Origin of the sequence: Paenibacillus sp. CF384 (assembly GCF_900106745.1) — a bacterium.
In the GTDB taxonomy this organism is placed as follows: Bacteria; Bacillota; Bacilli; order Paenibacillales; family Paenibacillaceae; genus Paenibacillus_Z.
In genome coordinates this window covers 280366-296376 of record NZ_FNNV01000007.1, presented here as the reverse complement: position 1 = coordinate 296376, position 16011 = coordinate 280366, and the positions used below count along the sequence as shown (strand labels likewise).

The window sequence follows — 16011 nt, the reverse complement described above, 5'->3', positions numbered from 1 at the left end:
GCTATCCCCGAAGGAATAACTCCGCTCGACTTGCATGTATTAGGCACGCCGCCAGCGTTCGTCCTGAGCCAGGATCAAACTCTCCATAAAAGTGGTAAGCCCGAAGGCTTGGCCATTTTTAAGAATTCGCTTGTTAGCTCATTCAAAAAACTAGCTTTGCGAAACGTTAATTTCGCGATTTATGACCATTTGACTGGTCGCTCATTGTTCAGTTTTCAAGGAACAAGTACTTCATGTTTGTGCGCCTATGTCTCAGCGGCGACTTGATTAATATATCACATTCGCTTACCTGATTGCAAGCTTTTTTTTATTCTTTCAAATAAAAAACTGTGTTATATTCCTTTGCCTCAAAAGCGGCAAGAAGTAATATAACACAGTTCAACAAACCAGGTCAACCATTATTTCAAATTCATTTTATTTATTGTTTCTCGTCATTACTTCTTCTATATAGAGCTGTCGTTCGGTAATGAGATTCACGATCGTTCCGGCTACAGAAACCCATGGCCTTGTTGGATGATTCCTGTCTGAGAAAACAATCTCACCGATACGATCGTCATTCAGCCGTACGACTGTTCCATTATTAAACTGAGTAGCCTTATCGATAAAGATCCGTACGTAGGCAGGGTCCAGCTTGCCGAATGAGTCCTGCAGCAGCTGCTCGAGCACTAAGTAAGGTGAAGTCGCTTTACGGTAGGCGCGTTTCATCGTCATGGCATTGAAGATATCCGAGATCGCTACAAACTTAGCATAAGGATGGATTTTCTCCGACCCGATACCAAGAGGATAACCGCTTCCGTCATATCGTTCATGATGCTGAAGTGCTGCCAGCTTCACACCTTCATTGATTGCTGTAGCATTCTTGAGCAGCTGATATCCAAGAACAGTATGTCGTTTCATATCCTCTACTTCCTCAGCCGTCAGCTTCGTAGGTTTGTTGAGGATGTTACGGTCTACCTTGGCGTTGCCGATATCATGAAGCAGCCCGGCGAACGCCGATTGCATCCAGTCCTTCTTAGGGAGGTTATTCCACTGTGCGAGCATATAGCAGCTTAAAGCCGACATCACGCTTTTGTGAAACAGATAATCCTCATTCGGGACATTCTGCGGAGAGAAAGTCATCATCTTATAATCATGACTATGCGCAAGCAGTGCTTCCAGCTGATTACGCAAATCAAGAATCGGCAGTGCCATTCCGCTCATCATCTGATTGAATACTTTCTTGAGCAGCACAACCGTTAGGTCATACTGCTCCAACAATCCCGATTTGCTCGAACTTTCTTTGCCCGATTCTACATGTTTCTCTTGTGCTGCTTCCTCTGCTTCCTTCTTATCCCCTGGCGAGTCGATATAAACAGCGGGTACAAGGAAGGCATGCAATATATCATACTCACGTGGAGTTACCACTTTACCTTTATGCAAAAGCACACTGCCAAGCGGGGTGAGAACGTCTTGTGCAATTTTGTCCCCAAGCTTTACTTGCGAAATCGCTACTGTCCCCATAGCTCTCCTCCACGATGCCTGTGATTATCTTCTCTTTATTTATGACTGTTCTTCAGTGGAGGACGTTCCTTCTGTCTCCTCACCATCTAGCTCTTCATCACTATTGTCTGATTCGTCATTGCGCGCCACTCGCGTAACCGTCGCAACAGAGTCATCTTCACGAATGTTGATGAGTCGAACCCCTTGCGTGTTACGGCCCATCGTAGAGATGCCGGCCATGCTCATACGAATGAGCGTGCCTCCGGATGTCATGATCATCAGATCCTCGTCGTTTTGTACGACTTTCAAGCTGACAATGGCTCCATTTCTCTCCGTAACATTAAGCGTCTTGATCCCTTTACCGCCACGGCTTTGGCTCCGATACTCACTTACCGGTGTACGTTTACCGTAACCATTGGCTGTAACGATCAATACCTCATTCTCCGGCTCTACGACATCCATACCGATTACCTGATCGTCGTCATCAGAGCTAATCCCCTTAACCCCTGTCGCCGAACGTCCCATTGGACGAACATCAGTCTCTGGGAATCGGATAGACATCCCTTGGCTCGTGCCCATAATGATTTCTTTCGTGCCATCCGTCAGCTTCACGCCGATCAGGTCATCATCATCGCGCAGATTAATCGCGATAAGTCCGACTTTACGAATATTCGAATAGTCATCAAGAGGCGTTTTCTTCACGATGCCCTGTTTCGTTGCAAAGAACAAGAACCGATCCGGCTCGAACGATTCAACCGGGATAACCGCATTAACGGTTTCTCCTTGCTCGATTTGAATCAAGTTAATGATTGGTGTCCCACGTGCCGTACGGCTGAGATCCGGAATCTCGTAAGCCTTCAGGCGGTACACTTTCCCTTTATTCGTAAAGAAGAGAAGGAAGTGATGCGTGTTCGATACAAACAGATGCTCGACGAAGTCGGTATCCTTCGTATCCATTCCGATAACACCTTTGCCGCCGCGTTTCTGGCTGCGGTAAGTGGTAACGGGCAGACGCTTCACATAACCGGAGTGCGTAACCGAGATAATGACATCTTCGCGAGGGATCAGATCTTCATCCAAGATCTCATCTTCACTAACCATCAGCTCTGTACGGCGCTCATCGCCGAACTTCTCTTTCACTTCTTCGAGCTCTTCGTTGATGATTTGCAGAACAAGCTGCTCATCAGCAAGAATCGCTTGGAATTCCGCGATTTTGCGAAGCAGTTCTGCATACTCGGCTTCGATTTTGTCGCGCTCGAGTCCTGTCAGACGCTGCAAACGCATGTCGAGAATAGCTTGTGCTTGATCGAAGCTTAGGCTAAAGCGTGAAATCAAACCTTCTCTAGCTTCTTCTGTTGTTTGCGATGCACGAATCAACTTGATGACTTCATCAAGATGATCAAGAGCAATACGCAAGCCTTCCAGAATGTGAGCACGTGCTTGAGCTTTCTTCAGGTCAAACTCCGTACGACGGCGAATGACTTCGATTTGATGCTCTAAGTAGTAATACAAAATATCACGCAGATTGAGCGTACGCGGCTCGCCTTTAACAAGTGCAAGCATATTGAAGCCGAAGTTCATCTGCATCTGCGTTTGTTTGTATAAATTGTTCAGTACAACAGTTGGTGTCACGTCGCGGCGAAGCTCAATGACAACACGCATACCGTTACGGTCGGACTCATCACGAAGATCGGTAATACCTTCGATCTTCTTCTCGCGAACAAGCTCTGCGATTTTCTCGACAAGTCTTGCTTTGACAACCTGGTAAGGCAGCTCATGCACGATAATCCGAGCTTTACCGCCATTCTCCTCAATTGTTGCACGAGCACGCATGGTGACGGATCCGCGGCCTGTTGTATAAGCTTGACGCATCCCTTCGCGTCCCATTACGAACCCGGCAGTTGGGAAGTCCGGCCCCTTGATATAATCCATCAGCTCGATCGGAGTGATATCAGGGTTCTGAATAAGCGCTTGAACCCCATTGATAACTTCAGTCAAGTTATGCGGCGGAATGTTGGTAGCCATACCTACTGCAATTCCTGTCAATCCATTTACCAAGAGATTCGGGAAACGGGCAGGAAGCACTTTTGGTTCATGCTCTTCGCCATCATAGTTGGGAATGTAATCGACCGTTTCTTTATTGATATCGCGAAGCATCTCCATCGCAATCTTGGACAAACGTGCTTCTGTATAACGCATGGCTGCCGCCATATCGCCGTCAATGGAACCGAAGTTGCCATGACCATCGATGAGCATATAACGCAGCGAGAAATCTTGTGCCATCCGGACCATGGTCTCGTATACGGCAGAGTCACCATGCGGATGGTACTTACCGATAACTTCGCCGACGATTCTGGCCGACTTCTTGTATGGCTTGTCCGGGGACATGCCAAGCTCGGACATCGCAAAGAGAATCCGGCGGTGAACCGGTTTCAGTCCATCTCGTACATCCGGAAGTGCGCGGCTAACGATGATACTCATTGCATAATCCATAAACGATTCGCGCATCTCAGTACCGATATCGCGATCCCTTACTTGCAGATTGTTCTCTTCCGCCATCGTTGACCTCCTAGGGTTGCTTATAACATGAGCCTTCGAATGCGATTACAGCGTTGTCCGCATGACGAAAGCAGGGATAATTCGTATAACAGAATACTAGAATCCATTATAGTTTTTTCTCAATCCAGCCATCCTTAAACGTTTGCCGGCAATAAAGTTGATTTCAGGCATCCGCCCTGCAACAAACTTTCGCAAAACGTAGGTATTCGCCCACTCCATGGACCGTTCTCCGCCATAATCTAACATGCGAGGTGAAACGGCTGTTGCCGTCCTTGTGAGCGAAGAAGCTTATTTCATTCCAAGTGCATTTATTAGGGCTTCTAGCACAGAAGCAAAAATAGGCATTATCCCTATTATAACATCGTTTTCAACCTCTGTCTCCTGCAGGCTGGGGCTTTCATACACGACCTATTACCCCTCTGGAAGGCGGGACCTTGTTGGCCATTCAACGCGTGAGAAGCAAATTGGAGAAAACAAACGTACTGCTGCATTCGGACGAATTACGTCAACGTATTCCACTCACCAAAGTGTGGAGCACGTCTGACCTTGAGCTGATGCTCAATGAGTTTGAAATGGTTTATGTAAAACCCGATCACGGCACATTCGGCAACGGCGTCATTCGAGTGGAGAAAACAGCCGATCATACGTACACTTATCAGCTTGGAACGAAACTGCAAAGCTTTGCTTCGTTTGAAACGATGGCACGTTCTCTGGGGCAAGTCATTAAGGGACGGAAATATTTGATCCAGCAAGGCATCCATTTACTGACCTATGACAAAAAAAGATTCGATGTCCGCGTCATGGTTCAGCACAACCTGAAGCAGCAATGGGTCACAACCGGGGTCATCGGCAGAGTCAGCGATCCCACTAAAGTGGTAACCAACTGTCATAATGGCGGTACTGCAATGTCCTTTGAGAAGCTGATGCGCTCCCATCTTTCTACTGCGCAAATTGCCAGCTATCAAGAATGGTTAGCGGAACTAGGTGTAGCCACCGCTCATCAAATGCAGACTACGTATAAGGGGATTAAGGAAATAGGTCTGGATCTGGCCATTGATCAATCCTTCAGACCTTGGATCCTTGAGGTCAATACAATGCCTGACCCTTATATCTTCCGAAAGCTGGCGGATAAGGACATCTTCCGCCGCATTTATCGCTACCACGCAGCAAATAATCGCAAGAAGAAATAACACAAGCCGCCCGAATCGCCGGACGGCTTGTTGTTTGTAACGCTCTATACGTCGAGGTTCTTTACATACTTCGCAAACTCTTGAATGAATTCACGGCGTGGTTCGACGTTGTCTCCCATAAGGGTTTCGAAAATATTATCAGCCTCAATGGCATCCTCGATTGTAACTTGAAGCATCGTACGGCTCTCCGGATCCATTGTTGTCTCCCACAGCTGCGATGCGTTCATCTCTCCGAGACCTTTATAACGCTGTACATTCACTTTAGCACCTTCACCGAATTCGCTGATGATCGCATCGCGTTCTTTCTCGCTCTGCGCATAACGAACGACTTTGTTGCGTTCGATCTTAAAGAGCGGCGGTTGTGCGATGTAGATAAAGCCGGCCTCGATAATTTTGCGCATGTAGCGGAAGAAGAAGGTCAGCAGCAGCGTGCGAATATGTGCGCCGTCGACGTCAGCATCGGTCATGATGATAACTTTGTGATAACGAGCCTTGGAGATATCGAAATCATCGGCAATGCTCGTACCAAGCGCCGTAATGATTGCACGAATTTCCGTATTGGATAGAATTCGGTCAAGACGCGCGCGCTCAACGTTCAATATTTTACCCCGCAGCGGCAATATCGCCTGGTAATGACGATCACGGCCTTGTTTAGCCGATCCACCTGCGGAGTCACCTTCTACGATATAGATTTCACTGATCGAAGCATCCTTCGAGGAGCAATCCGCCAATTTACCCGGTAATGCGCTGACTTCCAGTGCGCTCTTACGACGAGTTAACTCACGGGCTTTACGAGCTGCTTCACGCGCACGTGCTGCTTGCAGGCCCTTCTCGATGATTTTCTTCGAAACAGCCGGATTTTCATTCAAGAACTCTTGGAACTTCTCCGCAAAGAAGGATTCTACAATCCCCCGCACTTCACTGTTACCAAGCTTTGTTTTCGTCTGACCTTCAAACTGCGGTTCCGGAATCTTAACGGAAATAATCGCCGTCAAGCCTTCACGAACATCGTCACCGGACAGGTTGGAGTCGCTTTCTTTGATCGCGTTCATTTTGCGGGAATACTCGTTAATAATACGTGTCAGCGCGCTCTTGAAGCCGGACTCATGCGTACCGCCCTCATGCGTGTTGATGTTGTTAGCGAACGAGTAAATGTTCTCTGTATAGCTATCGTTATACTGCAAGGCTACTTCCACATGGATGTTGTCCTTGGTGCCCTCAACGTAAATCGGCTGTTCGTGTAATACCTCGCGTTTACGGTTCAAATACATGACGAATTCGTTGATTCCGCCATCGTACTTGAAGGTGTTTGTTGCGCCTGTCCGCTCATCAAGCAGCGCAATTTCAATGCCTTTATTCAAGAATGCCAGCTCACGAATACGAGATTGAAGGATCTCATACTCATAAACCAACGTCTCTGTGAAAATCTCCGGATCCGGTCTGAATCGAGTCGTTGTTCCCGTTTCTTCGGTATCACCGATGACTTTGAGATCGTATTGCGGTACGCCGCGACGATACTCTTGTCTATGGATATGACCTTCCCGCTTAACAGTGACCTCTACATGCTCAGACAACGCATTCACGACGGAAATACCGACGCCATGCAAACCGCCGGAGACCTTGTAGCCTTCGCCGCCAAACTTACCGCCGGCATGAAGAACGGTCATTACCACTTCGAGTGTCGATTTCTTCAGTTTCACGTTCTCTCCGACCGGAATACCGCGGCCGTTATCGACGACAGTTATACTGTTATCTTCATGAATGGTGACTTCTATGCGTGTACAGAAGCCAGCCAGTGCTTCGTCAATACTATTGTCAACGACTTCCCATACCAGATGGTGAAGCCCTTTCCCGCTGGTGGAGCCTATATACATACCGGGGCGTTTACGTACCGCCTCTAATCCTTCAAGTACTTGAATCTGACTTTCATCATACGTATTCTGATTCGACGACATGCTCAATTTCACTGCTCCTCTCAACTACTCTTGCCGCATCTAATGCTGCAAATCCATTCCCGTTGTACGACCCTTAGTTGGTCGCAAAATGGTGCGATCGTTTCTTCAGCGTTGAGGATGAAATCGGCGAATAGTAGATCTTATGCTCGGTCACTACGATGGATTTCGCTTCTTCTTCTCCTATAACTTCAACGTCTTTGCGCTTCCGAGCCTGTGCGACGAATTGCTTGGACAGCTTGGAGGACTGCTCGATTGAGATATCAAATATAGCTACCAGTTCCGTAGCACGAATAATTTTTTCTCCGCCCAAATGAATGTACATAGCCTCCACCTCTCATAGGCAACGCCTTAAGGCTTACTGTTCGACATGACCGTCCTTCACCTGGTACACGCGGGAATCATGGAGCTTGCTGATATTAACGCTTTCAAGCCCGGTCGTCGTAATAAAGGTCTGCACTTTACTTTGAAAAGTTTCTATAAGCTGCGTTTGCCGGTGCTGGTCCAGCTCGGATAAAACATCATCGAGCAGCAGCAAAGGGTACTCGCCGATTTCTTCATGGATAAGTTCAATCTCAGCTAATTTCAGCGATAAGGCTGTCGTTCGCTGCTGGCCCTGCGACCCATAAACTGAGGCTTCTTTGCCATTTATAAAAAAGGCCATGTCATCACGATGAGGACCAACGAGCGTCATACCACGACGAAGCTCCTGATCCTTTACTTGTGTTAACTTTATCATAAATTGCTCAAATAATATAGATTCATCTTCGGCCCCGTCACTTTCGAACGAGGGTCGATATACAATGGTCAGCTCTTCGGTGCCGGCGGTTATGCCAGCATGAATCTGCTGCGCCCATTTCTGGAGCTTCTCTATGAAGTTTTGCCTTTTTTTCACAATTTTAACACCATACTCTGCAAGCTGCATATTCCAGACATCCATCATGGCCTGATTGGCGTTTCCGGGCGATGCTGTTTTCAAGTAATTATTGCGCTGCACAAGCACTTTGCTGTATTGACCCAGTGCATGCAAATAACCGGGCTGAACCTGGCCGATTTCCATATCCAGAAACCGTCTTCGGATGCCCGGCGTGCCTTTTACGATTTCCAAATCCTCAGGAGCGAACATGACGACATTAAGCGATCCGACAAACTCGCTGAGCTTGCGCTGCTCCAGGCCGTTTATCTTCGCTTTCTTCCCCTGCGTAGACAAAGAGAGATCCAGCGTGAGCGGACCATATCGTTTCTCCACTACACCCCGGATCCGCGCTTCAGAAGATTGCCAGCCGATTAGCTCTTTGTCCTTGCTCGTACGGTGAGACTTCGTCAGAGCCAGCACGAAAATGGCTTCCAGCAGATTGGTCTTACCTTGTGCGTTGCGACCGACAAACAAGTTGACCTGACTGTCAGTCGCAAGCTCAATATGCTCGTAATTGCGATAATGCTGCAATTGAATGGATGTTAATCGCATTTAGATGCCCCCCGGTTACTGCTGACAAGCTGTTTGGCTTGCTGCATTACCGTTTCACTATCGTAAAGCTGCCGAACCCTTTCACATCAATCTTATCGCCGGTGTACAATTTGCGGCCGCGGCGGTCGTCCGGCTCCCCGTTAATCAGTACCTCGTTCTCCTGCAAGAAGAATTTGGCTGCCCCGCCGGAATCAATGCAGTCCGACAGCTTCAGGAACTGTCCGAGTGCAATATATTCTGTCGAAATCCCTATTTCTTTCATCGTTTCATTCTCCTTCTTTAGCCTGTCGTCCGGTATGGCAAGATGAGGTGCAGGCTGTGCGGGTGATCGGTCGGCTTAATGATGATCGGGCTCATAGCGCCGTTAAATCCGATAAACAAATACTCGCTATCGATAACTTTCAGTGCATCAAGCATATATTTGGAGTTAAAGGCGATGCGAAGCTGCTCACCGTTCATTTCTTTGGCATCGAGTTTCTCCGTTACGCGGCCGAGTTCCGTGGAGCTCGAGGAAATTTCGATCGTGCCGTCTTCATCCGAAATAAGGCGAACGATGTTGGTTTTCTCTTCACGCGACATCAAATAAGCGCGATCGATCGCATCCGTCAATTTTTTTGTATGAAGCACGAGTTCTGTTTTGAACTGCTGCGGAATAATTTTAGAAGTGTCGGGGTAAGTCCCGTCCAAAATACGCGAGTAGAACAATACGTTACCCACTTTGAAGAGCACTTGGTTGTCCGCCACAACGATATCCACATGTGTATGATCATCCGGAACGAGCTTGGATAACTCATTGAGTGTCTTTCCTGAAATAACAACATTGGAGAAACGGTAATTCTCAGGGGTATCGACAGCTGCTGTGCGGCTAGCCAGACGATGGCGGTCCGTTGCCACGAATTTCAGTTGACCTTCTTGTAAATTCCAGAGCGCTCCGGTCAAAATCGGCGTTTGTTCACTCGTAGAAGCTGCGAAAACGGTTTGGCGGATCATCGATTTCAACAGATCGCCGGGAACAGAGATGTTCTCACTTTGTTCGACTGTCGGAAGAATCGGGAATTCTTCGGGATCCAGGCCAACCATTTGGATGTCCGTCGAACCGGAGCGAATCATCGTTTGGTGATGTTCTTTTACTTCAATTTCGAGTTCATCCGACGGAAGTTTCTTCACGATTTCGACGAAGAACTTAGCCGGTAATACAACACTGCCTGGTTTCTGTACTTTTGCAATGACAAATTCACCGTTCTCAACGGGAATAAAGCTTTGAATCGAAATATCGGTATCGCTGGCGGTAAGTGTTACACCTTGGTGTGTAACGTCGATTTTGATACCACCGAGAATAGGAATCGCCGGTCTGCTGGAAGTTGCTTTGGAAACTTGTTGAATCGCGTCGTTCAATTGATCTTTTCGAATGGTTAATTTCATGAATGTCACTCCTATATTGCAGGGATCAAGGCGGCGAATGAGGAGCTGCGTTGTCACCTATATTTGATGATGTTTATTAATAAATATTAGTAGAAGTCGTAGTAGGGGCCCTGAATATGTGGATAAGTGGTTCAAACACGGATAAAGCAAGCCTATCCACATGTGTATAGCGTGTGCATAGGCTTGCTGATGAAATGTTGAAGTAGTGTATAACTTTTTGTGCTATATCCACAGTCTTCGTATTTACGTGTGATTTTTAATTTTATCCGTTAACGTTTGGACGATTTTGTAGAGCTCCGAATCCACTTTCAGCTGCTGCGTAATTTTCTCGTGCGCATGGATGACGGTTGTATGGTCGCGTCCTCCGAATGCTTCCCCGATCTTTGGCAGCGAGTAGTCCGTTAACTCTCTGGATAGATACATCGCGATCTGCCTTGGGAACGCAACTGCCTTCGTACGTTTACGCGCTTTAAATTCCTCCAGCTTGAGTCCGTACAACTCCCCAACTTTTTGCTGGATATCCTGCATCGTGATCATTTTTGGCCGGCTTGATGGAATAATATCTTTGAGTGCTTCGGCTGCCAAATGGGACGAGATGTCTTCATTAATGAGTGACGAATAGGCTACGACGCGGATTAATGCGCCTTCGAGCTCTCGAATATTCGTATCGATCTGGCTCGCGATGTAGACCATGGCTTCGTTCGGGATGTCCAGATTCTCCGCTTTCGCTTTCTTACGCAGAATGGCGATCCGCGTCTCCAAATCCGGCGGCTGAATATCCGTAATTAAGCCCCATTCGAACCGGGAACGAAGGCGTTCCTCTAAGGTTGGAATTTCTTTGGGCGGTCGGTCACTTGAGATGACGATTTGCTTACGTTCCTCATGCAGCGCATTAAAGGTATGGAAAAACTCTTCTTGCGTTTGTTCTTTGCCGGCCAGGAACTGAATATCGTCAATGAGCAGCACGTCAATGTTTCGGTATTTGTTGCGGAAGCTTTCGCCCTTGTTATCCCGAATCGCATTGATGAACTCATTCGTAAATTTCTCGGAGGATAAATACAGAACTCGTGTATTCGGGTTATGTTCCAAAATATAATGACCAATCGCATGCATTAAATGCGTCTTGCCTAGTCCAACACCGCCGTATAGGAACAGCGGATTGTATGCCTTCGCCGGTGCTTCGGCCACAGCTAAAGAAGCCGCATGGGCAAACCGGTTGTTGGCGCCGATGACGAACGTGTCGAACATATATTTGGGATTAAGCATATGCGTGTAGGGCTCTTCCGGCCCGACATGCACGGTTGGCATAATGATTGGTTGGATTTCTGCTGGCTCAGGCGGCTTATTCTCTTCAATGACAAATTTAATGTCATATTGGCGCCCCATATATTCCTGCAGTGTGGTCCGCACAAGCTTTGTATACCGGCTTTCGAGCCATTCGGCTGCAAAAGTCGTCGGCGCTGTCACAATGACAGTAGAATCACCACTAAACGAAGCCTTAGTCGCTTTAAACCAAGTGTCGAAACTTGGCTTGCTGAGCTTCGTTTGAATGATCGACAGCACCTGTTGCCACATTTCGTGCGTATGGCTATCCACAGATTGTCACTCCTTATCCAATTCACCGAAAACGGCGCGGTCATGCTGTTGATGTCGAAACATCGGGCTTTCTGATCCATTTCATCCACATTACTAAGGATGGGTGCATAAAAATTATCAAAAGGGGATGAATGTTGTTCACATTGTTATCCACAGGGTGTTGATAATGTTGAGGGGGAGTTGGAGTCATCCACACAGAAAACATAATCATCATAGCAAAATAACCCTTGATATTCAACGATTCCGCTGATTTTATCCACAAATTCTATAGGTTGTGTATAAGAGTTATCGACAACACTAGATATTGTTTATATCTTGTTACCAATTCGACATAATGCGGGAAACTCCGATAAATTCATCCACATGTTATTAAATTATCAACCTAAAGCCCCTGTTTATACTTTTATCCACAGCTTGGTTTTGGAGACTCTTCCCACAGCTGTTTCTGGTTGACTTTTGGGCACCTGCATGGTTTAATTGAAAAAGGCGTTTTTTCACCGATGGACGCTCGTGGTTTGACTATCGCGGCTGCGCAGCTGTTCACGCTTAGAAAAAACTGATGATCGCTAATCGCGCCAGACGATAGAAATAGTAAATAGGTAAGCTGATTTGAGTAAGGTATAGGAGGTGCATTGATAATGAGACCGACATTCAGACCGAACGTTAGCAAACGCAAGAAAGTTCATGGTTTCCGTAAACGCATGGCTTCCGCAAACGGACGTAAAGTGCTTAGCGCCCGCCGTCAACGTGGAAGAAAAGTATTGAGCGCGTAAACCTTAAGACCACATTACGTGGTCTTTTTTTCTTTTTTACGGCAAGAATAGAGGTAGAAGAAGGTATTATGCGCTTCCTTAAATGAGGGAGAGACGATCGGTCGCATGATAATCTTAGGATGCTTACTGATATATAAATAAAGGTCCGGTGAAGGTGTACCCGTGCAAAGAAAATTGCGATTGCGTAACCGCGAAGATTTCAGCCGGATTTATCGAAACGGCAAATCATTCGCAAACAGCCAATTTGTCGTATATTGGTCGCGCCAACTGCAGGCGGATCCGTTGCGTCTTGGTGTATCGGCGAGCAAGAAGATCGGGAATGCCGTCGTTCGCAATCGAATGCGGCGTCTTGTGAAGGAAATTGTCCGAGGGCAGAAGGATCGTATAACCGGGCAGCTGGATCTGATCGTCATTGTGAGGAAGCCGGCAGTTGGTCTGGAGCTCAAGGAGCTCGAAAAAAGCATGCTTCACGTATTGAAACGAGCAGGGCTTCTGAAGACTACGCGTTAAGGTGTGTAATCGCTTTTACGTGAGCAGGAGGCTTGTTTCTTTGTGCCATAAAATGTGATATAGTTTACGTGAATATGATAATGCAACTGGTCCTTGTTTTTCGGACCTTACGCTATCGGTATGCAGAGAGGAGATTTACATGTTGTCCCGTATTTCGAAACGAACATGGCTGACGGCAATTGCATTAATTGCGGTCATGCTTTTTCTGAGCGGCTGTTCTTCAGCTACTCACACGGTATCAATGACTGACCTGGAGCACGGCAACTTCTGGCAGAGAAACGTAGTATATTATTTCTCACTAGTGCTCGAGAATTTTGCCAAATGGTTCGGCGGCGAGTATGGCATTGCGATCTTGCTAATGGTTATCATCGTCAGAACATTGATTCTCCCGCTTACGATTAAACAATACCGCAGCTCGAAGGCGATGCAGGCACTGCAGCCGGAGCTTGCGAAATTGAAAGAGAAGCATAAAGACAATCCGCAAAAGCAGCAGGAAGAAACGATGAAGCTGTTCCAACAGCACAAAGTTAACCCGCTAGCCGGCTGTCTGCCGCTGCTCGTGCAAATGCCGATCTTCATTGCGCTTTACAATGCGATTTATATGAATGAAAACATTCGTGAGCATACATTCCTGTGGCTGGAGCTTGGAGAGAAGGATCATACGTACGTGCTGCCAATCCTGGCTGCTATTACAACGTTCATTCAATCCAAGATGATGTCTTCGCAGCAGAAAACAATGCCGGCGATGCAAGGGATTATGATGATTTTCCCGGTGTTGATCTTCGTTATGGCGTTGTCATTCCCGGCTGCATTGCCGCTTTACTGGGTATTCAGCAATATCTACACCATTGTGCAAAACTATTTCCTATATGTACGCAACTCACCTAAGGGCAAGGAGAGTGTACCTGCGAAATGAAGAAAATCGTAGCATCGGGCAAAACGATCGAAGATGCTGTACAAAATGGTTTAACGGAATTGCAAGTGTCAGCGGATCGCGTTAATGTAACTGTTCTCGAGAAACCGTCTAGAGGTTTATTCGGCCTGATCGGCGCGCGTGCTGCGAAAGTGGAACTCGTGCTTGTACCTCTGGTGGTCGAGCAGGCGAAGACGCCATCGGTTACTGCTGCAGCAGCCAAAGATCCGCTCCTTGAAACGGAACGATTCATCACCGAAGTGGCAAGAACGATGGGGCTTGACATTACGATTGCTCGTAACGATTCGAAAGACGGTTTAACTCTCGCGTTATCGGGAAGCGGCGATCTTGGCATGCTGATCGGACGTCGAGGCCAAACGCTTGACGCTTTGCAATACCTGGTCAACATTGTTGCCAACCGTTATTCCAACAGCCATCTTCGCATTGTGCTTGATGCGGAAGATTTTCGCGAGCGTCGACGGAAGACGCTCGAGGATTTATCCGATCGGCTTGCGGGACATGTTATCCGTACACGTAAGGAAGTTGTACTGGAGCCGATGTCCCCGCACGAGCGGAAGATCATTCACTCGCAATTACAGAACCATGCCAAAGTTAAAACATTCAGTAAAGGCGATGAACCAAATCGCCGTGTCGTGATTACGCTTAAGTAGAAGCATACAGCTCTTTTTCAGCAATGGCTCTTTAATGGTCATTGCTCATTTTTTTAAATATGAGGGAAAATAACATGATGATTCAAGACACGATTGCCGCCATTTCGACTGCTGTCGGAGAGGGCGGCATTGCCGTTATACGGGTAAGTGGACCTGAGGCAGTTGCCGAAAGCGCAAAATACTTCCGATCCAAATCGAATATTGTCACGGCTGATTCGCATACCGTCCATTATGGTCATATTGTGGATCCGATCAGTGGCGAAGTCGTAGAAGAGATTTTACTAACGATTATGAGGGGACCGCGTTCGTTTACGGCGGAAGATGTCGTTGAGCTTAGTACGCACGGCGGTGTTGTCGCGGTGAAACGCGTTCTGGAGTTGCTGCTTCGCTCTGGGGACATTCGAATTGCAGAGCCCGGTGAGTTTACGAAGCGTGCATTCCTAAACGGGAGAATCGATTTGACGCAAGCGGAGGCGGTCATTGATTTGATTCGCTCGAAGTCGGATCGTGCTTTCTCGGTTGCGATGAAGCAGGCCGAGGGAATGCTGTCGAAGAAGGTTAAAGCACTTCGTCATAATTTGATTGAGCTGCTTGCACATATTGAAGTGAACATCGATTATCCAGAGCATGATGTGGCTTCCATGACGAGTGATTATATTCGTGAGCGCTGTGGTGAGGCCTGCGCCGAAATCGATCGTTTGTTAAAAACGGCAAGTGAAGGCAAAATATTAAGAGAAGGCATTATGACGGCAATTGTTGGCCGGCCCAATGTCGGTAAATCCTCGCTGCTTAATGCGCTCGTCCAGGAAAACAAAGCGATTGTGACGGACATTCCGGGTACAACGCGCGATGTTATTGAAGAGTATGTCACTCTTGGAGGAATTCCACTGCGATTGCTGGATACGGCCGGTATCCGCGAAACTGCGGATGTGGTGGAACGAATAGGGGTGGAACGCTCACGTTCGGCGCTCGAGGAAGCGGATCTGATCTTGTTCGTACTGAATGTGAACGAGGAGCTTCATCCGGATGACCGTTTGTTGATGGAGCAGTTCCGAAATCGACCTGTTGTCGTATTATTGAATAAGACGGATTTGCCGGTAGTGATGGACACCTCTGAGGTGGAGGCGATTTTCTCCCCGGAACAAATCGTTCGTTTGTCGGTTCTGCACGAACAGGGGCTGGAAACACTGGAGGATGTCATTAAACGTATGTTCTTCGGTGGAGAGCTGGAGTCTGCGGATTTGACTTATGTCAGCAATGTTCGACATATTACGCTGCTCGGTCATGCCTGCCAGTCGCTTGTAGATGCTATGGAAGCGACAGATATCGGGATACCGATTGATATTGTGCAAATTGATGTGCGTACGGCTTGGGAGCAATTAGGCGAATTAATAGGAGATTCCGTATCAGATTCGCTTATCGACCAAATTTTCTCTCAGTTCTGTTTAGGTAAATAATTATTGTTGCAAGGCAAGGAG

Annotated in this window: 14 protein-coding genes and 1 rRNA gene; 6 read left to right on the top strand and 9 right to left on the bottom strand. The window is 47.3% G+C overall.

All coding sequences use genetic code 11. The features are described from left to right. The 3 genes from BLW29_RS14500 to gyrA form a co-directional block, all read right to left on the bottom strand. Positions 1-90, bottom strand: a 16S ribosomal RNA gene (locus BLW29_RS14500); the annotation flags it as partial. 324 nt (positions 91-414) lie between these two features. Next, positions 415-1500 (bottom strand): HD-GYP domain-containing protein, encoded by a 1086-nt coding sequence (locus BLW29_RS14495; RefSeq protein WP_090980653.1) that lies wholly within the window; start codon positions 1498-1500, stop codon positions 415-417. A 39-nt stretch (positions 1501-1539) separates the two neighbouring features. After that, positions 1540-4038, bottom strand: coding sequence for a DNA gyrase subunit A (gene gyrA, locus BLW29_RS14490; RefSeq protein ID WP_090980651.1), 2499 nt, complete (start codon positions 4036-4038; stop codon positions 1540-1542). Between the two features lie 437 nt (positions 4039-4475). Between gyrA and BLW29_RS14485 the strand changes: the two genes are divergently transcribed. Next, positions 4476-5228, top strand: coding sequence for a YheC/YheD family protein (locus BLW29_RS14485; RefSeq protein WP_090980690.1), 753 nt, complete (start codon positions 4476-4478; stop codon positions 5226-5228). 44 nt (positions 5229-5272) lie between these two features. Here BLW29_RS14485 and gyrB read toward each other — a convergent pair whose 3' ends face one another. The 6 genes from gyrB to dnaA all read right to left on the bottom strand — a co-directional run bounded on the left by gyrB (position 5273) and on the right by dnaA (position 11666). Then, positions 5273-7183, bottom strand: a complete 1911-nt coding sequence (gyrB, locus tag BLW29_RS14480) for a DNA topoisomerase (ATP-hydrolyzing) subunit B (protein ID WP_090980649.1) — start codon at positions 7181-7183, stop codon at positions 5273-5275. 73 nt (positions 7184-7256) lie between these two features. Beyond that, positions 7257-7505: an extracellular matrix regulator RemB gene (remB, locus tag BLW29_RS14475; RefSeq protein ID WP_090980648.1), complete on the bottom strand. Its 249-nt coding sequence runs from the start codon at positions 7503-7505 to the stop codon at positions 7257-7259. A gap of 33 nt (positions 7506-7538) precedes the next feature. Next, positions 7539-8648, bottom strand: a complete 1110-nt coding sequence (gene recF, locus BLW29_RS14470; RefSeq protein WP_090980646.1) for a DNA replication/repair protein RecF — start codon at positions 8646-8648, stop codon at positions 7539-7541. Between the two features lie 46 nt (positions 8649-8694). Further along, positions 8695-8910, bottom strand: a complete 216-nt coding sequence (gene yaaA / locus BLW29_RS14465; RefSeq protein ID WP_090980644.1) for a S4 domain-containing protein YaaA — start codon at positions 8908-8910, stop codon at positions 8695-8697. Between the two features lie 17 nt (positions 8911-8927). Continuing rightward, positions 8928-10070, bottom strand: a complete 1143-nt coding sequence (dnaN, locus tag BLW29_RS14460) for a DNA polymerase III subunit beta (RefSeq protein ID WP_090980642.1) — start codon at positions 10068-10070, stop codon at positions 8928-8930. Positions 10071-10313: 243 nt separating this feature from the next. Then, the gene (gene dnaA / locus BLW29_RS14455) at positions 10314-11666 is read right to left on the bottom strand and encodes a chromosomal replication initiator protein DnaA (protein ID WP_090980640.1); all 1353 of its coding nucleotides are present in this window, start codon (positions 11664-11666) and stop codon (positions 10314-10316) included. Positions 11667-12304: 638 nt separating this feature from the next. On the opposite strand from dnaA, the gene rpmH reads away from it, so the two are divergent. From rpmH to mnmE, 5 genes are all read left to right on the top strand, one after another. Beyond that, entirely contained in the window at positions 12305-12439 is a 135-nt protein-coding gene (gene rpmH / locus BLW29_RS14450) for a 50S ribosomal protein L34 (RefSeq protein WP_090574515.1), read from the top strand. Between the two features lie 162 nt (positions 12440-12601). Then, complete coding sequence (gene rnpA / locus BLW29_RS14445; RefSeq protein ID WP_090980638.1) at positions 12602-12949, top strand: ribonuclease P protein component; 348 nt, start codon at positions 12602-12604, stop codon at positions 12947-12949. Between the two features lie 139 nt (positions 12950-13088). Next, on the top strand, positions 13089-13865 hold the full coding sequence (locus BLW29_RS14440) for a YidC/Oxa1 family membrane protein insertase (RefSeq protein ID WP_090980636.1): 777 nt from the start codon (positions 13089-13091) through the stop codon (positions 13863-13865). Further along, positions 13862-14533 carry an RNA-binding cell elongation regulator Jag/EloR gene (gene jag, locus BLW29_RS14435; protein WP_090980634.1) on the top strand — a complete coding sequence of 224 codons (672 nt, stop codon included), beginning with the start codon at positions 13862-13864 and terminating at the stop codon, positions 14531-14533. The genes BLW29_RS14440 and jag overlap by 4 nt, the downstream gene beginning before the upstream one ends. A gap of 77 nt (positions 14534-14610) precedes the next feature. Then, positions 14611-15990, top strand: a complete 1380-nt coding sequence (mnmE, locus tag BLW29_RS14430; RefSeq protein WP_090980688.1) for a tRNA uridine-5-carboxymethylaminomethyl(34) synthesis GTPase MnmE — start codon at positions 14611-14613, stop codon at positions 15988-15990. Positions 15991-16011 lie beyond the last annotated feature (21 nt).